General features: G+C 62.0%; 12 protein-coding genes and 1 pseudogene. 3 read left to right on the plus strand and 10 right to left on the minus strand.

Features of this window, described 5'->3' with window-relative positions:
* Nucleotides 1–248: 248 nt before the first annotated feature.
* Nucleotides 249–2,264, minus strand: a complete 2,016-nt coding sequence (locus IGW04_RS23400; protein WP_194715514.1) for an alkyl/aryl-sulfatase — start codon at nt 2,262–2,264, stop codon at nt 249–251.
* A gap of 31 nt (nt 2,265–2,295) precedes the next feature.
* Complete coding sequence (locus IGW04_RS23405; protein ID WP_194715515.1) at nt 2,296–3,972, minus strand: alkaline phosphatase D family protein; 1,677 nt, start codon at nt 3,970–3,972, stop codon at nt 2,296–2,298.
* 184 nt (nt 3,973–4,156) lie between these two features.
* Between IGW04_RS23405 and IGW04_RS23410 the strand changes: the two genes are divergently transcribed.
* A complete protein-coding gene (locus IGW04_RS23410) occupies nt 4,157–5,086 on the plus strand; it encodes a LysR family transcriptional regulator (protein WP_194715516.1) in 930 nt (309 codons plus the stop codon).
* Between the two features lie 193 nt (nt 5,087–5,279).
* Here the strand turns inward: IGW04_RS23410 and IGW04_RS23415 are convergent, their stop codons facing one another.
* Nucleotides 5,280–6,206 (minus strand): Bug family tripartite tricarboxylate transporter substrate binding protein, encoded by a 927-nt coding sequence (locus IGW04_RS23415; RefSeq protein ID WP_194715524.1) that lies wholly within the window; start codon nt 6,204–6,206, stop codon nt 5,280–5,282.
* A 189-nt stretch (nt 6,207–6,395) separates the two neighbouring features.
* Here IGW04_RS23415 and IGW04_RS23420 point away from each other — a divergent pair, with 189 nt between their 5' ends.
* Together IGW04_RS23420 and IGW04_RS23425 are read left to right on the plus strand one after the other, a co-directional pair.
* Nucleotides 6,396–7,220, plus strand: a complete 825-nt coding sequence (locus IGW04_RS23420; protein WP_323744896.1) for an IclR family transcriptional regulator — start codon at nt 6,396–6,398, stop codon at nt 7,218–7,220.
* 149 nt (nt 7,221–7,369) lie between these two features.
* Nucleotides 7,370–9,718, plus strand: a complete 2,349-nt coding sequence (locus IGW04_RS23425) for a cytochrome P450/oxidoreductase (RefSeq protein WP_194715517.1) — start codon at nt 7,370–7,372, stop codon at nt 9,716–9,718.
* A gap of 43 nt (nt 9,719–9,761) precedes the next feature.
* On the opposite strand, the pseudogene IGW04_RS23430 reads toward IGW04_RS23425, so the two are convergent.
* The 7 genes and pseudogenes from IGW04_RS23430 to IGW04_RS23460 form a co-directional block, all read right to left on the minus strand.
* Nucleotides 9,762–10,502, minus strand: a pseudogene (locus IGW04_RS23430) (transposase).
* 157 nt (nt 10,503–10,659) lie between these two features.
* Entirely contained in the window at nt 10,660–10,941 is a 282-nt protein-coding gene (locus tag IGW04_RS23435) for a hypothetical protein (RefSeq protein WP_194715518.1), read from the minus strand.
* 84 nt (nt 10,942–11,025) lie between these two features.
* Nucleotides 11,026–13,038 carry a cytochrome-c peroxidase gene (locus IGW04_RS23440; RefSeq protein WP_194715519.1) on the minus strand — a complete coding sequence of 671 codons (2,013 nt, stop codon included), beginning with the start codon at nt 13,036–13,038 and terminating at the stop codon, nt 11,026–11,028.
* Between the two features lie 130 nt (nt 13,039–13,168).
* Nucleotides 13,169–15,694 (minus strand): fibronectin type III domain-containing protein, encoded by a 2,526-nt coding sequence (locus tag IGW04_RS23445; RefSeq protein WP_194715520.1) that lies wholly within the window; start codon nt 15,692–15,694, stop codon nt 13,169–13,171.
* Nucleotides 15,695–15,828: 134 nt separating this feature from the next.
* Nucleotides 15,829–16,824, minus strand: coding sequence for an SCO family protein (locus IGW04_RS23450; RefSeq protein WP_194715521.1), 996 nt, complete (start codon nt 16,822–16,824; stop codon nt 15,829–15,831).
* Nucleotides 16,825–16,947: 123 nt separating this feature from the next.
* Nucleotides 16,948–17,397: a hypothetical protein gene (locus tag IGW04_RS23455; RefSeq protein WP_194715522.1), complete on the minus strand. Its 450-nt coding sequence runs from the start codon at nt 17,395–17,397 to the stop codon at nt 16,948–16,950.
* A gap of 80 nt (nt 17,398–17,477) precedes the next feature.
* A complete protein-coding gene (locus tag IGW04_RS23460) occupies nt 17,478–19,667 on the minus strand; it encodes a multicopper oxidase family protein (RefSeq protein ID WP_194715523.1) in 2,190 nt (729 codons plus the stop codon).
* Nucleotides 19,668–20,130: the final 463 nt, after the last annotated feature.

Raw genomic sequence — 20,130 nt, forward strand, 5'->3', positions numbered from 1 at the left:
ATCGGCGGCGAGAAGACCCAGGCCACGCTGCCCAAGGAAAAGCCCATCAAGCTGACCTATGTGAACGGCGACATCATCGGCACCTGGGCCAACGGCACCACCATGTCCATCCCGATGCTGTGACGCGCGGCAATGCCTCGGCGTGAAGACGGATCGCTGCCGGGCGGAGATGGCGTAATGCCCTTCGGGTATTACGCCCTACGACTGGTCACCACTCCACGCCCATGTTTAACCAACATGTTGCGGCTTCAGCGCGCCGCCGGCGTGACGATATTGAACGAAGGCGAAAAGCTGTCCATCATCCCGAACAGCGCCGCCAGCGCCTGCTGGTCGCCCGTGACCTGCATCTGCCCCGACCGGATCGCATCCCCTGGCCTGGTCTGCCCGGCAAATACCGCGTTGAGCACCGGCTTGCGCAGCGTGATGGTGGCCGTCGGCGTTGCATGCGCTGCGTCGGCCCGGTAGGTCAGCGCGCTGTTGTTCAGCGTCATCGCATAGCGCTGGCCGAGGTCGGGAAACACCCAGTTGATGCGCATGGCCTTGCCGGCCGCCTTGTCGGCATTGAGCCGCACTGACAGGAAATCGAAGAACATCGGCACCGTCAGCGCCTTCACCAGGTCGGCCGAGGCCGCTCCCTGCGTGGGCGGAACGACCACGCCCTTGCGCAGTTCCTGCGCGCCGCTCAGGTAGGCATTGCGCCAGGTGCTGTTCTCGCTCTGGTATCCCAGCTGCTCCAGCGCGGCCGCCTGCAACTGCCGCGCTGCCTGGTTCTCCGGTTCGGCGAACACCAGCTGGTTGCCGATCTGCGCGACCCAGCGGTAATCCCCCTGCCGGTATGCCTCGCGCGCCCTGGCCAGCACCGCGTCGGCGCCGCCCATCCAGGCGATCGTGCGGCGTGCCGTCTCCACCGGCGGCAGCGGATCGAGGTTGGCCGGGTTGCCATCGTAGAAGCCGAGGTAGCGCTGATACACAGCCCGCACGTTATGGCTGATGGAGCCGTAGTAGTCGCGCGCATACCACTGGCTGGCCAACGGCTCGGGCAGCCTGTGCAGGCGCCCTGCAATCTCCATCGGCGTATAGCCGTGGTTGATCAGCCGCAGCGTCTGGTCGTTGAGGTAGGCATACATGTCGCGCTGGTCGGCCAGCAGGCGATTGATGCGCTCCCTGCCCCAGGTCGGCCAGTGATGCTGGCCCAGCAGCACGTCCGACCTGGCGCCATAGCGCGCCAGGGTCTCGTCAAGATAGTAAGACCACTGCTTCGCGTCGCGCACCTTCGCACCGCGAAGCGTCAGCAGATTGTGCTGGGTGCGCACCGCATTCTCGGCGATGCAAAGGGTGCGCATCTGCGGGAAGTACAGGTTCATCTCCGCCGGCGCCTCGGTGCCGGGCGTCAGCTGGAATTCGATGTCCACGCCGTCGATCCGGCGCGTCTCCACGGGCTTTTCGATCAGCAGGCTGGGCGCAATCAGCGTGACCGTGCCGCGCGACAGGCCCTTGCCCAGGCCGGCATCGACCTGCCCGGTCGCGCTCCTGGGCAGCAGCGCGCCGTACATGTACTGCGCGCGCCGGCTCATCGCCGTGCCGGCCAGCACATTCTCGCTGACGGCTTCTTCCATGAAGCCGGACGGCGCAATCACCTGCACCCTGCCCGCCTTCACATCGTCCTCGCTGATCACGCCCCTGACGCCGCCGAAATGATCGATATGGCTGTGGGTATAGATCACCGCGCTGACCGGCCTGGCGGGACGGTGCCGGTAGTACAGCTCCAGGCCGGCACGGGCGGTCTCGGCCGACAGCAGCGGGTCGATGACGATGATGCCGGCGTCGCCTTCGACGATGGTCATGTTGGCCAGGTCCAGCCCGCGGATCTGGTAGACCCGCTCGGTCACCTTGAAAAGGCCCGACACATTGTTGAGAAGCGCCTGCCGCCACAGGCTGGGATTGACCGTGGCCGGCGCCGCGTCGCCGCTTTCGAAGGCATAGGCCTGCGCATCCCAGACCACGCGGCCATCGGCGGTGCGGATCTGCGGCTGCTCCAGGCCGGCGACATGGCCGCGCTGCGCATCCTCGAAGTCCTGCCGGTCGGCGAAGGGCAGGCGACCGAGCCAGTCCTGCTGCGATTGCACGGTGGCCGGCTCGGCCGGCAGGGGGCCTGCGTTGACCGTCTCCGGCTTGATGCCGGGGCCGGCGCAGGCGCACAACAGCAGCGCCGCTGCCAGCGCGGCAAGGCGGGGCGCGCGGCGCGCCGGTGGGTTTGTGTTCATGGTCATCGGCATCGTCTGAATGGCAGCTTCATCAGCCGCGTGGAATCTCCAGCACATCATAGGGCTCGAGCCGGCTGATGGCATCGAAGGGATCGGGCTCGCGCCAGGCAAAGAGCTGGCACACCATGCGATCGGGTGTGATATCGACGATGGAAAAGCCGTTCTTCTCCATTGGCTTCACATTGCGTTCCAGCGTCAGCGCGCCGGGCGCGCCGGGGCCGAGGCCGCGCGGCCCGCTGGGCCAGCCGGCCATGCCGGTGCCCAGCGGGCCGTTGAGGATGATATGCAGCGGATTGGCGCGCAGGTCGATGTCGCCGCTCCTGGTCATGCGGTCCCAGCCGGTTGCATGCAGGTCGCCCGACATCATCACCGCGGGCCGCTTCTGCTGCGCCATCGCCTCGACGATGCGCTGGTGCTGGCCGAACCAGCCGGACTGCCACATGTATTTCTGGCGCGCGGTGGACAGCCGCATATTGGTGCCGCGCACGCTGCCGAAGCGCTGCGACAGCACCGCAGGCGGCGCCGCCATGATCTCGTCCGACACCACCACATCCGGATACCATTCGCGCCACTTGCCGGCCGACCAGCCGAAGGGCGTGGAAGGCATGTGGATCATGTGCCGCGCATCCGAGCCGCGGGTGCGCTCCAGCAGCCATTTCTCGGCTTCGGGCGGCACCAGCCCGGCATGCCTGTCCTTCAGCGACAGATAGCGGCCGCAGTCGTACATCAGCATTTCCAGCAGCTTGCCGTAGCGCAGGGTGCCGAAGCATTCGGACACGCCGGCGGCGCGGTAGGCCGCATTGCTGCCCGGCAGGATCAGCGAGCGGCTGCGCTCGGGCAGGAATTCGGGGAAGTACATGTCCTGCACCGTGCGCGCCAGCGTCAGGTCGAAATTGTCGGGCGGGAAGGTAATGAAGTTTTCCTCGGCCTCGTCGTTCTCGAAGTAGTCATGGTCGTCCATCAGGAAGAACACCGGCGTCGAGCGCAGCCGGGTGCCATACAGATGGGCGATCTGCGGGTCCACCATCTTCTTCAGCAGCGGCTCGTTGGCCGTGCCCAGCACCGCCTGGCTGGTGTCGAACATGCCGACCTGCTTGTAGTAGTCGGTGGCGGCCTTGCGTATCGTCGGGCTGGCGCTTTCCAGCCAGGTGCGCTGGTCCTGGTAGACATGGTCGCCATTGGCGATTACCACGTCGGGCCGGTAGGACAGGCCGCGCTCCAGCAGCGCATGGCGGATGGCCAGCGAGCGGAAGGCTTCCATGCCGCCGGGGCCCTTCGCATCCGGGTTGCCGCCGGCGCAGGTATAGACCAAGAGCCGCACCCGTTGCGGCGCGGCGTCCGGCAGCGGGAAGGTCTTGAGCGGCCAGGTGGCGCACAGCGCCCGGCCGTTGGCGCCCAGTATCTGCAGCGTGTATGCCGTGTCGCTCTTCAGGCCGGCAGCGTCGAAGCGCCAGAACTTGCCTGCGGTATCGGTCCGCTGCCCGATCACGCTCCTGCCGTTGACCGACAGCCTCGGCGCTTCCGTCAGCGGCGACAGGAAGGACGCCTTGATCAGGAAGCGCTCATGGCTGGCCGCGGGCAGCAGGTGGGCAAGCTCGCCCGCATGCCAGTCATCTCTGGCCAGCAGGTTGGCCGCGGGCAGCGCGATGCCGGCGGCAAGCAGGGCGCCGGTCTGCAGGAACTGGCGGCGGGAAAGGCGGTTGGGCATGGTGTCTCCATCGTGTGGTCGAATGCATGGGCCCGGCGGCATCTGCGCGCCTCTGATAGCGGACCCTTATGGCATTACATTGCCGCAGGCTTGAGTCGTCCTGCTTGCAGCTGCCAACTATCAGGCCGCCAACCCATAAAGTAAAATAACCGCCACGCTTGAAACCATAACTTCCCGGAATGCCATGCTGGGCGATGACCTTCAATACTTCCTGGCGCTGGCCCATGCCGGCACTTTCACCGGCACCGCCGAGCACCTGGGCATATCGCAGCCCGCACTGAGCAAGGCCATGCAGCGGCTGGAGCGCAAGGTGGGCGCCAGGCTGGTGACGCGCACTGCGCGCGGCATCGAGCTGACCGAGGCCGGCAAGGCATTCCATGCCCGCCTGCAGGCAGCCAGCCGCGACATGGACGACGCCGTGCAGGAAGCGCGCAATCTGGGCGGCAACGATGCCGGCCTGCTGCGCATGGGCATCACGCCCGCCACCACCGACTTCACGCTGCAGGCGCTGCTGCCGGCACTGACGATGGAACGGCCTGCGGCCGGCATCGCCTTCACCACCGCCTTCAGCAATGCGATGATGGAAAAGGTCAGCCGGCGCGATGTCGAGCTGGCGGTCTGCCCGGTGCCGGAACGCCTCGATGCGGCGCTGGAATGCGAGATGCTGTATGAAGACCCGTGCAGCCTGATGATGCAGCGCAGCCATCCGCTGGCGCAACAGCAGACGATCAGCCTGGAAGACATCACCCGCTATCCATGGGCCGCGACCGGCCAGCATGAATTCACCCGGCTGCAGGTGCGCAGCGCCTTCAGCCGGCGCGGCCTAACGCTGCCCCGTATCGTAGTCGAAGCCGACACCCTCAATGCGCTGATACTGGTGGTGGCTCGCACCGGTCTGATCAGCATGATCAATACCCGCAGTGTGCAGGCTGGGGGCCTGCCCGACAACGTGGTGGTGCGGCCGCTTGCGCTATCGGGCATGGACCGGCGCATCGGCATCCTGCGCCGGGGCGGCTACCTGTCGCCGATTGCGCAGCGCGCGGTGGAGCTGCTGCGCGCCGCCGCAACGGCGCAGGAGCAGGCCGCGCCACTGGCTGGCACGTTTCCAGCGTGAATGAGATCGCCCGCCCAGGTCGGATCGTCCCTGAAAGAGCCGTACCAGTGATCCGTGGGGTGCAATACCCGCAGGGCATTGCACCACGGTCGCAAATCGGGATGGCATCGACGGCCGGCTTCCTTGATCGACCAATGGTGCAATGCCCCTGCGGGGTATTGCACCCTACGCCATCAACGCAATCAAGGATGGCTTAATCCAGCGTGATCTTCTGGTCGCGGATCAGCTTGTGCCAGCGCACCGTCTCGCTCTTCAACAGATCGGCATATTGCTGCGGGCTGTTCGCCACCGGCTCGACGCCGAAGTCGATCAGGCGCTGCTTCACCGCCGGCTGGTTCACCGCTGCCACCAGCTGGCGGTTCAGCGTGCCCAGCACATCGGCCGGCAGGCCGGCGGGTCCGACCACGCCTACCAGCGCAGCGGCCTCGATGTTCTTGTAGCCCAGTTCGGCGAAGGTCGGCACATCGGGCAGCTGCGGCAGGCGGGTGGCATTGGCCACCGCCAGCGGCCGTATCTTGCCGGCCTTGATGAAGCCGCCGCCGGCTGCCAGGTCCACCATCATCGCGGGAATCTGGTTGCCCGCCAGGTCCGACAGCGCGGGCGCGGCGCCGCGGTAGGCCACGTGCTGCATGTCCACGCCCGCCGCCACCTTCAGCAGTTCCATCGCCAGATGGTGCGGGCTGCCGGCGCCGGCGGAGCCATAGCTGATGCTGCCGGGACGGGCCTTGGCTTTGGCAATGAAATCCTTCGCATCCTTGGCTTCGGAGCCGGGGCCGACCACCAGGATCATCGGGAAGCGGCCGATCAGGGTGACCGGCGTCAGGTCCTTCTCGGGGTTATAGCTGAGCTTGGAATACAGGGCCGAGTTGAACACCATGGTGCCGTTGTCGGCATTGAGGATGGTGTAGCCGTCAGCCGGCGCGCGCGCCGTCTCGGATGCGGCAATCGCGGTATTGGCGCCGGCCTTGTTCTCGATGATGACCGGCTGCTTGACCTGCTCGGACAGGGCCTGGCCCACCGTGCGCGCCAGGAAGTCGGAGCCGCCGCCCGGCGGATACGGCACCAGCCAGCGGATCGGCTTGGACGGATAGGATTGCGCATGCGCGGCGGCGCCGGACATCAGGACGGGCAATGCAATGAGGCAGCTTGCCAGGATTTTTTTCAAGGTGTGCTCCTGTCTGGGATGGTTGACTGACTTGACTCAGGTTTTTAATTTTTGCGTAATGCTACTACGCCTTGCGTAAAATAGCGAAGCCGCCGCCGCGTGACGGCTCCCGCCCCACCCTTACCATTCCGAAAGACCAGCCAAGTGACAAAGAAGCCGCCGCAGCAATCCGAAGAGCGCCGCCGCCGGGTGCAATCCGCCGAAGTCGGCATGGGCATACTGAAGGCCCTGTGCCGCCTGGGCGGCGCAGCCAGCCTGACGGCGGTGGCTGCCGAGGTGGAGGAAAGCACGGCCAAGGTGCACCGCTACATGGCCAGCCTGATACAGGAAGGCATGGTGGCGCAGAACCCGGCCACCCAGCATTACTACCTCGGGCAGCAGGCCATCGCGATCGGCCTGGCCGCCTTGCGGCAATGCGACCCGATCCGCCTCGGCGAACCGGCGCTGGTGCGGCTGCGCGAGCAGCTGCAGGTGACCTGCTTCCTGGCCGTGATGGGCAACCAGGGGCCGACCATCCTGCGCTTCGAGGAGCCCGGCCTGCCCGTTACCATCAATGTGCGCGCCGGTTCAGTGATGCCCTTGCTCTGGTCAGCCACCGGGCAGGTCTTCCTGAGTTATCTCGACGACGCTGCCGTCATGGACCAGGTGGAACGGGAACTGGCCGCCGCCGGCAAGGCGCAGCGCGCGCTGCTTACCGGAAGAAATCCGGTCGAGGCAATGCGCCGCCGGGTGAGAAGCCAGGGTTGCGCAACCATCAGCGGCACCCTGCTGCCCGGCATCAGCGCCGTGGCCGCGCCCGTCTTCGACCACACCGGGCATCTCTGCGCGGTGCTGACTGCACTTGGTGCGTCCGGCGGCTTCGATGTCACGCCCGACGGCGGCATCGTCGCCCAGGTAATGCGCGAAGCGGCCAGCATCAGCGCCACGATGGGCTATACCGGAGCCGAAGCAGGCGTCGCAAACGCGTAGCGCGTTCCCCGCCGTGTTACGCAAAGCGTAGTATGATTACGCAAAACGGCCCGGCGGGGTATGAAGTTCGAAGCACCGCCAGGCCGCCAGCCCCAGCGCCGGCGACCACGCCTGGCCGGGTTCCAGCCATGCATCATGCGGAGCGACTCATGCACACCCCTTCCTCCCCTGCCGGCGCGGCCGGCTGCCCGATCGACCACCAGGCGCTTGCCGCCGGGCGTTCGCCGACCGGCTGCCCCGTCAGCCAGCGGGCCGCGCAGTTCGACCCCTTCGACGATGCCTACCAGCAGGACCCGCCCGACTACCTGCGCTGGTCGCGCGAGCAGGAGCCGGTGTTCTACAGCCCGAAGCTGGGCTACTGGGTAGTCAGCCGCTATGACGACATGAAGGCGGTGTTCCGCGACAACATCACTTTCAGCCCATCGATCGCGCTGGAAAAGATCACGCCCACCGGCGATGAAGCCAATGCGGTGCTGGCGTCATACAACTATGCGATGAACCGCACTTTGGTGAACGAAGACGAGCCGGCCCACATGGCGCGGCGCCGGGTGCTGATGGAGCCTTTCACGCCCGAGGCGCTGAAGCACCATGAGCCGCTGGTGCGAGGGCTGGCGCGGGAATACGTGGACCGCTTCATCGACGACGGCCGGGCCGACCTGGTCGACCAGATGCTGTGGGAAGTGCCCTTGACGATTGCGCTGCACTTCCTCGGCGTGCCCGAGGAAGACATGGACCTGCTGCGCAAGTATTCGATCGCGCATACGGTCAACACCTGGGGCCGGCCCAGGCCGGAGGAACAGGTGGCGGTCGCCCATGCGGTGGGCAACTTCTGGCAGCTGGCCGGCCAGATCCTGGAAAAGATGCGGCGCGACCCGTCCGGCCCCGGCTGGATGAAATACGGCATCCGCATGCAGGCCGACTATCCCGACGTGGTCACCGACTCCTATCTGCATTCGATGATGATGGCCGGCATCGTGGCCGCCCACGAGACCACGGCGAACGCCACCGCCAACGCGGTGAAGCTGCTGCTGCAGCATCCGGGCGCATGGCACGAGCTGTGCCAGGACCCGAGCCTGATCCCGAATGCGGTCGAGGAATGCCTGCGCCACAACGGCTCGGTGGCCGCATGGCGCCGCCTTGCCACGAAGGCGGCGCGGGTCGGCGATGTCGACATTCCGGCCGGCGCCAAGCTGCTGATCGTGATGTCTTCCGCCAACCATGACGAGCGCCATTTCACCGATGCCGACATGGTCGACATCCGCCGCGACAATGCCAGCGACCATCTGACCTTCGGCTACGGCGCCCACCAGTGCATGGGCAAGAACCTGGCGCGCATGGAGCTGCAGATCTTCCTGGAGGAGCTGACCAAGCGCCTGCCGCACATGCGCCTGGCCGAGCAGCGCTTTTCCTATGTTCCCAACACTTCCTTCCGCGGGCCGGAGCATCTGTGGGTGGAGTGGGACCCGCAGGCCAATCCGGAGCGGCACAACCCGGCGCTGCTGCAGGCCGCGTCGCCGGTGCGCATCGGCGAGACGTCGCACCATGTGCTGGGCCGCACGGTCCGGGTGGAAAGCGTGACCGCGGCGGCGCAGGACATTGCCAGGCTGCGCCTGGTAGCGCCAGATGGCAGGGCCATGCCGCGCTGGACGCCCGGCTCGCATATCGACATCGAGTGCGGCGGGCCGGAACTGTCGCGCCAGTATTCGCTGTGCGGCGATCCGGCCGATGGCAATGCGCTGGAGATCGCGGTGCTGCGCGACCCGGAAAGCCGCGGCGGCTCAAGCTGGGTGCATGCGAACGTGCGTCCGGGGGACCTGCTCAAGATCCGCGGGCCGCGCAACCACTTCCGCTTCGATGAAAGCGCCGGCCGCGTGATCTTCATCGCCGGCGGCATCGGCATCACGCCCATCCTCGCCATGGCGCGCCGCGCCAGGGAGCTGGGCATGGACTATGCGCTGCATTACGCCGGCAGGTCGCGCCGGACGATGGCCTTTACCGATGAGCTGGCCGCGCTGCACGGCCAGCGCCTGCATCTCTACTGCAAGGACGAGGGCGCCCGGCTCGACCTCCCGGCGCTGCTCGGTGCGCCGCAGCCAGACACCCAGGTCTATGCCTGCGGCCCGGTGCGCATGCTCGAAGCGCTGCAGCAGGCCTGCGCCGGCTGGCCGGAGGATGCACTGCGCATCGAGCACTTCCATGCGAACACGACGGCGCTGGACCCATCGAAGGAACATGCGTTCGAGGTAGAGCTGAAGGATTCCGGCCTGACCCTGACCGTCGCGCCCGACCAGACCCTGCTGACTGCGCTGCGCGCTGCCAACATCGACGTGCAGAGCGACTGCTGCGAAGGCCTGTGCGGCTCCTGTGAGGTGCGGGTGCTGTCGGGCACGGTGGACCACCGGGACGTGGTGCTGACCCGCGCCGAGCGCGAGGCGAACAACAAGATGATGGCCTGCTGCAGCCGGGCGGCGGGCGGGAAGATCGTGCTGGAACTGTAGGGCGATAAAGATGACCGGTCGCGCTGGCAAGCATTGAAGGCGTCTAACAGAATGGGTTTTTCAAAATGCGCCGGCAAATAGGAGTGCAGCCCATCTGAAGGAATGCTTCATGGGTCGAGGGTAGTCGTTCGTAGCTTATGCGCAGTCGTTGGAACTGCTGCAGCCAGGCGATGCTGCGTTCGACTTCCCAGCGGGTCTTGCCAGGATTGCTGTCATGCGCTGTCTGCGCCTGGCAATCTGGTGTCCGATGCCGCGTTGGTCCAATGCTATAGCGCTTCCCTCGAATCGGACACGCGCCATCGACCAATGGCAGGAGCTATGTGGCCTCATGGCAGTTTGCCCTGGTCAGAATGACGTTGACCGGGACGCCTCGCGCGTCGACGAGGAGATGGCGCTTGATGCCAGCGTTAGGGCGATCGGTTGGGTTTAGTCCGGGTCCCCCTCCATGGACGACACATACCGGCGAGCTGTCGACAACAACTCGGGAGAAATCGAGCTTGTCGGCGCCTCGCAGTTTGTCCGGCAGCACGCGGTGCAGCCTGCGCCCTACCCCGGCCTTCTGCCAGGCACGCACCCGGCGCCAGTACGTCATGCCGAAGCCGCATCCCATTTCTTGCGGCAGCATTTACCAGCGAATTCCCGGCTGCAAGACAAACGGGATGTCCGTTGGAACGCGCCTGTCGTCCAACGGCTTGCGGCCAGAATGCATCCTGCGCCGCCGCCTGGCTGGAAGAAGTGGCTGGACTATTTCAAGGAGTTCATCATCAGCAAGCTCAGGCGCCATCTTGCCTCCCACGATCGGGATCGACGAGTTGGCATGACAGCGAGGATCCACATACATGACACGCTGAATGCCTTGCCGTGCAACCCAAAATACAAGCTCTGGCTAGGCGCCGATCAATTCACAGGTGCTTGTCCAGCCCAGCCCCAATTATTGAACGTCAAGCTTCTTCAGCGCCGCCGATGAAGCCAGCACCGGAGCTTGCGTATTCATGCTCTTTATCAAGCTTGGCGGCCGAGCCTGGAACGCCGCCATTGTCATGGTTGGCTACATCTTTGCGCGCTTGCGCAACAGCGGATGGAGATACCCTGCGTACCAGCCTGATTTCCTTGTCGATTCGGTTCATATGCTCCTCCACGACGCGCCGATCAAAAAGTAGCCGCATGGCCTCCGCGTATTCCAATGTGTTCCTCGTATGGGGAGAAATCATCTTGGATTTCATGGGCATCACTGTTCTCCTCTTGTTTTGGTTTTCTTGCAGACCTGTTCCTCCGCATCGCCTCTTTTCTTGCCCTACGGCTGATGTCTAATGCTGGGTTGGCGGCAATGACAGAAATGTCTTGAGAGGCAGATTGCTCCCGGATGCGCCGACCTCGGACAGGCAGGAAGAGTTCGGCAGGTCATCGGCACCATTGATCGGGTTCGATGCATCGGGCTTGATCCATAGCGTGTCCCCTACTTCGCCCTGCGGCAAGCACAGTGAAGGATGATCAAACGGCGCCTTCTGCAAGCGCACGCGTTCGTCGGTGAGCGATAGCAGGAAAGCCACCAGTGCATTTTTTTCCTCTTCGGCCAGGCCAAGCGGCTGGATATCAGGCGCCAGGAAAGGACGGTTTTCTTCCGCAAAGTCGCCGCCCCGGTTATAGAAGTCAACGACCTGCATGAGCGTCGCCTTTCCGCCGTTGTGAAAGTAGGGTCCGGTCAACTCCACATTGCGCAGGCCCGGCGTCTTGAATGCGCCAGTGACGCTCACTTCGTCAGCGCTGGCAGGCACCGGGTTGGCCGCGCTGTTGAAATTATTTCCGAGAAGCGCCGACAGCTTGTTCAACACCATCAGGCTCTCGGAAAGAGGCCTCCCCCACGGATCATTGCCGCCTACACCCACATCATCGGTGTAGGGCCGGACACCGATATTGTAAAAGCCGCTGTCATAGATTTTCGTCGAGCCGTTGCCCATCGTCATGCGCTCAAGCCGCTGGCTTGTGACATTACGTACGGAGGCATTGGTTAATTCAGCGCCACCATGACAATTGATGCAGCGGCCCTTGCCGGTAAAGATCGACAGTCCGGTTTTCTGGACATCCGACAGCGCGCCGGCGTCGCCGGCGGCATAGCGGTCGAACGGCGTATCGTTGGCGACCAGCGAGGATTCGTAGAGTTGAATAGCCAACGAGAAGAACAGGGAGAAGTTGGCTTCCATTTGACCGACACTGATGTCGATCGGCGTCTTGAACTTTGGCGGATTGCGCAGGTCCATTGATGCCGTGGCCATGGCATCAGACGTGGTAAAACGTACTGCCGCAGTAGCTTGCCACCATTCAGGGCGAAAGGCTTTTGCTACCAGACCACGGTATGAGGGTCGCAGACTAGCATTCGTGAATGCCCCCAGAACGCTGTCGCTGGGCGAGATGGATTGGCCGCCCAGTATTTTCTGGTCCAGCAATTTTTTGCCCAGCATGACGAAGGCTCGGTTGCGACAGCTCATCTCGGTGCCCGACAGCGGCGGCCCCGAACCTTGCGATGCCAGCGAAGACGAGGGGATGGCCACGCTGACTTTGGTTAATTTACCCTTGTCCAGCTTCCAGAGCTGCGGTTGCGCATTGCGCATGCCAAACGGATCACCGCCGTTGAAAACGTTGTTGCCCCGGCCGTCCCAGAAATTGCGGAAGTTGAATACCGCGTTGATCACCGACGGCGAATTGCGCGGTTCGACCCGCCGCGTGTTGACCTCGCCAATATTGAACCCGTCGCCCCCATGTCGTATTGCGTCGTCGGATACATAAGCGCAGGTATCCGGGCCGCCGGCGTTGCTGATCGTCACTGCACCATCCGGCGCGGTGGTGAATACACCCGCGGAGGATGCCACATCATTGACATCTGACAGCCGCGTAAGCGCATCATTGACATCGGCATGCTTGGTAAACGGAAAGTCGCTTGTTGCAAGGGTGTAGTTCGGTGCCGCACCTAATTGGAAAGTCTTGTCCGGCCCCGGAGACAAGCGCAACAAGCCTGGACTGACCTGATTCTTCGTTCGGGTGTCCGCACCGGCGGCAAAATGGCACGATGCGCAGGCGGTTTTATTGTCGCTGCCAACACGTGCGTCCCAAAACAGGGCTTTGCCAAGTTGGATGGCGGCGTTCTTGTCCGCTACAAACTGGGACAACGCATCTGCGGAAGGTCCCGGCACCGGAACCGATTTCAGAGAAAGTGCGGGTAATGCGACTTGCGCATGGGCAGAGCCGCTCTGACAGAAAACAAGCGTGCAACACAGGAGCAGAGACAACTTTGCGGCAAGCGGCGTCTTACCTGATGGGTTCATGAGAGTGCCTCAGTTCGTGAGTGGAGATAGAAGTCAGTTTGGATTGCCAAAAACAAGGTTCGCTCTCTTGTTGCGGAACGTCATGCGGACAGCTTTGGACTCCATGGCTGCCCGCATCCGGACGACGTTGTTACTTGGCCTGAATCGTCACCGTTACCGAATCATTTTTCGGGTTGGTATCCGTGCCGCTAAACTTCACTGCGCCTGTCGTTGCAATGGAGCCCGACTGCAATACCGTCACGTTTTCCGTGATCGTCACTGATTGGGCAGATCCCAGGCTGTTGACGCTACATGTGACCAGGGTGCCGTTCAGAGCGCCTGGCGACATCGAGCACGTCCCTGCAGCGCCGCTGATCGATATCGGCCCATTGATTTGCAGCGAACTCGGGAAGTCGTTGCTGAAAACAACGGCGTTGGCTTCGCTCTTCCCTACGTTTTTAACCTGCCAGGTATAGGTGTCGCTGGATCCCTTGGCAGGCCCGCCGACCTTTGCCGAGCCGCCCAGTTGCAGATCGGTTGACGTCGTCGCCACGGCGATATCGGTCGTAACAGCCGCACTATTATTGGCAGGGGTGGAGTCCGGAATCGTGTTGCCCGCCCCATCAAGGGCTTGGACCTTTGCACCATAAGAGATTTTGCCACTGACGTTCAGCGTGACTGTCACTGTGGCGCTACCGCGAGCGGGCACGGCTCCAAGATTGCACGAAATCGGCCATGCCGTCGTATTGCAAGCTCCGGCAGTCGTCGTCGCCGATACCAGGGTCGCTCCTGACGGGGGAGGGCTATCCGTGAAGATGATCTGTCCGGCGTCGACCGGGCCATTGTTGATCACGGTAGCTGTGTACACTGCATTGGAACCTGGTGTGACTGAAGCCGGACCATTCATCGAGATGGCCAGGTCAGTGTTGGGCGTGCCGTTCAGCGTCACCTTTGCAAGTGGCGCGGATGGCGGACTAAAGCCCACAATGTTTTGCGCCTCAACCGCAAAATTGTAGGTGCTGCCATTGGTCAGGCCAAAGACCGTAGCGCCCGTTGCATTGCCTGGCGCCGTGGCTGCCGGCGTATAGGTGGCCGGGTTGCCGCTGGCGTCCAATGTCACTAGATCGATCCGATAGCCAGTAATGGGGCTGTTACCGTCCAATGCAGGCGCGGACCATGCCAAGGATGCTGAAGCATTACCGGGGATTGCCGACACATTTGTCGGCGCCGCAGGCACAGTTGCCGCCTGAGGTGTGAACGGGCCAGCCAGCGCGGAAGGTGCACTGGAACCAACGGTGCTGTTAGCCGTCACGGTAAAGTCATATGGCGTGCCGTTGCTCAGTCCGGTGATGGTGGCCGAAGTGGGTGCCGACGTCGCAGGGGGAACGATCCCGACGCTTTCCACCCGACTGCTGCCCCACTGCGGCGAATTAATCGTATAACTGGTAACCGGCTGGGTGCCGCTTGCGCCGGCTTTCCAGCTCAGGACAACCGCACTGTCACGCACTACACCAGACACACCCGTCGGCTGTGAAGGGGGCACTGGCGTCGCTGGTGGATCAGCCAGACGCCAGAGCCGACCCGATCCGACGCCGGCGCCGTTCGTCGGGTCATCCGCGGCATACAAGACGGCGTTGCCAGGGCTTGACGAGTCAACCGCCAAGCCGGACACGAATGATAGCCCGGTGCCATAAGTTGGTTCGACCGACATTGGGCTGGACTTCAGATTAACGCGGGCAACGGTATTGGGCGTTCCCAGATACAGCATTCCGCCTGTAGTCGCCGGATAGTTCTGGTCGCTGATGAGAGCTGAAGGAACGGGAATTTGGGTCGTCAGCATGGAAGCGCCGCGGCAATTCCCCTGGCAGGTATCGGCATTATCCATCGAGAACAGGCCAAGGCCGTCAATGCCATACAGCGTACGGCCGATCCATCCCATGCCCAGCGTCAGCTTGCCATCCGGCGAACTTCCGATGTTCTGGTAGTTCCCACACGGGATAGGGTCGGTGCCCGGATTCTTGATTCGCGTGATATTTCCGCCTTTCTTGAATCCGATGTACAGGGCTCCGTCCGGCCCTATTGACGTCGCAATCGGAACGCTACCCCCGAGTCCGCATCCTCCTGCCAAGCTGGTGATCAGCTCCGTCCTGGTCTGGTCCAGGACTCCATGGCCCTGATCCCCGTTAGGCATGAAGTGCAGCCGATAAAGGCCCTGGGACTTCGTCGTTAGATCAACGGTATAAAGATTATTGTTGGTCGCATCGAAGGCAACCTGCCCTGGTTTCAATGCGCCATTGAGGCTGAGGCAGGTATTCTGGTTCAAGCTGTATGGCGGCGGCGAATCCAGGTCGGGATCCATGCGGCAGACACCGGATAAATGATCCGGAACCCACAGGTGACGGTACGGCAGGTTTGTGGCTGGGTTGATTGCACCGCCGTTGAGAATGATCCCGCTGGTTGGTGCCGTCAGTCCGCTGCCGACCTGGATCGGTGTGACAGCACCGGCATCGGCCACAAACAGGCTGCACTGCAAGGTGAGCAGCAGGCCCGCGGCGACAGCCCGGAATGGCCGGCGATTGCCCTTCCTGATTGAGTGGCCAGGCATCACGGATGAGGCACGGGATCTGCGCTTCCCCTGTGCCTGCCCTTTTTCCTGGTATTCGTGGTCAACCAGCATATTGATTCTCCTTGAAATAACGGATTTGCATCCGGTGCTTGGAATAGCCGACAGGCAAAAACTCTTCTCGTGCGCCCTGCCAGCTTGCTGCGCATGCAGGGCCGTGTTGCCACTCCATCACGGCCCTGCGTCATTCAGTGGTGATGCTTGTGTTCATGGTTGGCCGATGGGTTACCCCTGGCAGCCGCTGCCATTGCCTGGCGCTCCAAACCTTTCGTCTTGATATAGGAAAGCAGCACGTCGGCGTCTTCTGCCCCAAGCTTGAGGTTCGGCATGCGAACCTGCTTGTATTGGTCGAAGAGTGACTTCGCGATCGGATCGCCTTCAGCCAATACCTTCTCGGGTTCCTGCAAGTAGCGGCCAAGCCAGTGGCGATCGCGCCGCTCAGTGACACCGATGAGGTCGGGACCGATGCGGTCGCCTCCCCCTATCGTGTGGCAGGAAGCGCAGCGGCTCTCGAACGTGAACTGCGCGCGATTGACGTTCAGGGCCTTCGCGTCGGAATAACTGGCGACTGGCGCGTCGTCTTTCCAGCCGAAGAAGTTGCGCATGGTGGCAGCCAGGAATCGGGGATTGTCCACGGCAGAATTGCGCATCCATTGCCCGGCCGGCTCATTGCCAAGCATGAGGCTGCTGGCATGTCCGTCGCGGTTGGCGGCGTCGCTGTTGCGGGACAAGCCGAGCTTGCGCGTCACCAGTTTGATATCCTCCTTTTTGCCCGTCAAAAACAGCCAGCCTGGGCCGGCATTAAACTTTTCTGCATAGGCCTTCAGCACCTCCGGCGTGTCATGCTCGGGGTCGATGCTGACCGAATAGAACTGGACGTCCTTGCCAGGATGCTTCCCCAGGAGCCGCTGCACTTCCGCCATCCGGGCGGTCTCCAGCGGGCATTCATCGGTACAGCTGGTATAGATCACGTTGATGGCGACCGACTGGCCCTTGAGCAAGTCCTCGTACAGCCGCACGGGTTTGCCATGCTGGGTTGTCAGGATGACGTCGGGGAAATAATCCGCGCCCCACTTGTTACCTGCGACGGCCGGACCACTGACGGAACCAAGGATGGCCGCGGCGGAAATGGCAATGCTGACTGCGATTTTCCTCAACCGTCGCTGCAAAGAAGGTGTGTACATGATGAATTTTCCTGTAATGCTCCGCCCGCGCCACCTGCAATGGGAAGCGTCAGATCCGAAGATGAATGTATTGCTCCTGATGGTTGAGCCGCGGCGCCAGCCGTGCGCGCCGCAGCGGAACGATCAGAACGAAGGCGGCTTGAGCTTGAGTTTCATGGTCACGTTATTGGCGCCGGTAAAGGAAACTTCAAAGGCAGCCACCGCGGTGCGGGATACCGATGGATCGTTTTCGAGGTAATAGGGGAAAGTCACCTCAACGATATCGTTCGCCTTGAGCGGCCGGTGCAGAATCGCTTGCGCATCGGAGATGAACTGCCGGCCGCTCTTGTCGCCACTGCCTTTCACATTGCTGAAGTCGATGACCAGTTCAACGACCTGGGGGCTGTTGAAGACGAGATCGTCGATGACCTTGCCGTCCACAGTAATCTGGCCGCTAAACTTCACGTTTTCCAACGGGTCGGAAATACTGCCGGCAGCCGGGATCGTGATGCGGGGAATGTCGGTGATTGCCTGTGCCGGCACGGCAAAGAGAATCAGAAGACATGCCAGCAAGACCGGCATGACGGAAGTCATTACAAGCTGGTGGATGCGATGAAGCGGCATGATGAGCCTCGCTAAAAACAGTTGGTTCCCAAAATGGGCTTTCCTAAACGTCAGAATGCGGTCGGCAAGCTGCTTGGTGCCTGGAAAGTGACGCCTTGCGGCGTGGGGATCGGCGTTGGCAACGGTCTCAGGAAAGGTGAGCCGGAATCGTCGATTTCCCATCGGAGCAGCATGGCGTTGTCTTCATGTACCGTGTTGTGGCAATGCTCCATGAACATGCCGCCCCAGTCGCGGAATTGCAGCGTGACGGTAACCGTGCCGCCCGGACGCAGCCGGAACACGTCCTTCCTGCCTTTCTCCCACAGCGGCACATTGCTGGCCTTGCCATCGCGCGCCAGGATCTGCGCTTCTTCGAAATGGATGTGGATCGGATGATCCCATCCGCCGCCGCCGTTTTTGAGGGTCCAGATTTCCCGCGTGCCGGCTTTTGGCGCTGCCGATACGCGTCCGATGTCCGCGGCAAGCATAGCGCCGCCATCCACCTTGGAACCCCATGGTCCCGATCCTGCCGTGGATGAGCCACTGGTCGAAGCGCCGCTTCCAAATTCGATGGTGCGCTCACGCGCGACCGGAATTTTCGACAGATCGGGATTGGGAATCAGGACCCGCGGTACAACGCTCGTATCCGGATAGGCTGGCGCTCGTGCAATCCGAAATTCCAGGAACCGGCCGACGCACGGGTCCTGGGATTTCCCTGACAGCGCCTCGGACAACGACAGGTCGTTGGCCACCCTTTTTCCATCCTGATGTTCGGCGAGGTTGACCAGGTGAACCTTCGACCCAAGCGCATAACGCGAGAAATCGATGACGACGTCATAGCGCTCCGCAATGCCCTGCTGATCAAGCTCGGTCAGGTAGACCGGCGCCGGCAGCAGATTGCCGTCATTGCCAATCTGGATGATTTGCGATCCATCGCTCAGCGCAAGCTTGAAAAAACGCGACACCGAGGCATTGAGAATGCGGAAGCGGTACTTGCGCCGTTCGACTTCGAAATAAGGCCGGTAAGCCAGGTTCACCGTCATCACGTCGCCGAGGAAGCCATCAAAATCGAAGATGTCGAAAGCAAGCTGACCGTTCTGATCGAACGCTTTGTCGGACAGCATCAGGTTGACGTCGTAATCGAGGTTGCCCCAGTCCTTGTCCTTTCCGCTCGGCAGACGAAGGTTGACGCCATCATTGATGGTTTCATTACCGCGGTCCAGCGAGCTATAGAGGTTGAACATTGCAGCGACACCCTTGTACACGTTTTGCGAGGTGAAGCTGAACATGTGGTCATGAAACCAGTGGGTGCTCATGGTTTCGTGCCAGTCGCCTGGCAGCTTGGTGATGCCGCCCTTTCCATCCGGCGCTCCGCACTTTGGGTCGGACGCTGATGTATTGATGCTGTTGACCCCTGCATGGACGATGGGCCAGTGGTAGTCATAGAACTGGCCGGGGAAGAAAAAGGCGCCGGCAAAGCCATCGTTTTCCGCGCCATGGTGGCCGTTGTGCTCATGCGTGCTGATCGTGTTTCGCCCGAAACCGCCGTTCTGCCTGACATCGGGGTTCAGGTCATTGTGATGACGGAACAAGATCGGCTCGCCATAACGGGCGAGCAGCAGCTTGGGAGGCGCGTTGCCATCAAACGTCCAGAAATTGCCCGGATTCTGTATCGGCATGACCGGATGGAAGTTGCATGGCACCGTCGCAGCTGGGTCAATCCCGTTATTAAGGGAATTGGCGACTTGCGGATTATAGTCGTAGCACGCTGAGGCGCCACGCTGCCAAACCTCAACAGCGATTTGCGGTGGGTATTTTTCCCAGCCCTGGTGTGCCCATATCGGTCCGGGAGGTCTTCCTTCGGCCGGCCCCTTCAAACCGGTCCTTCCCTCCACTAGGGACGGAGCAATATCATAGGTCGCCGTGGTATTGGCTTCCTTTGTCGGCGCCAGCGCCAAGCTGGAAATCGGATTGCGTTTGAGTATGTCGCAGCGCGGCATCGGCGCTGTGAACGGCTTGGCGCCAAACAACGGGCTAAGCGGCATGCCGGTCGGGATCGAGTCGGCCCATGAATTACCTACGAAGGGATTGAGTCCGCCTTTCATCGCCAGCATGCCACCGGCCGTAAACAGTCCCCATTTCAGCAGGTCGCGCCGTGACACCTGGCCATGCGAAAGCGCCCGGACAATTTCCTTGCGATTTTCCTGTGCCTTCAATGCTTCCCGCACTTCCTGCTGGGACGCTTTTCTATTGAGATACATTACCGAATCTCCTACCAAGAATTTAAGCAATACAAAATCAGCGCAGCACTGGATTCCCAGGCCGCAATTAATCCATTGCGCCAATCAAATCTGAAAAAATAAGGATCTTTCCCTGGATCCAGAATTGCGTTTCAGCATGAACAAGTGCTTAAAAATGCAATCCGTTTGCGTAGAATCGCTTTATGAATCTCATTCCATTTGATTTTTATCAGATCTAATAATGTGTGAAACGAAGTAGCGACCTTTCGCCACCTTCGCCCCTTAAATCAATAGACTTTGGTCTCTTCCCTTGGTAACCTTAAGTCCCGGAAATAAATCGACTTAATGTTGTAGTCCGGCGGCCTCAAATATGAAGTGCAACACCATTTCTTGTAAAGTGTGCACATGCAGAAACCGACCACTTATCAGCAGCTTCAGCCTGAGGACCGAATTACCATTGCCACGATGAGACAGCGCGGCTTCA

The organism is Noviherbaspirillum soli (assembly GCF_015352955.1).
GTDB classification, from domain to species: domain Bacteria; phylum Pseudomonadota; class Gammaproteobacteria; order Burkholderiales; family Burkholderiaceae_D; genus Noviherbaspirillum_A; species Noviherbaspirillum_A soli.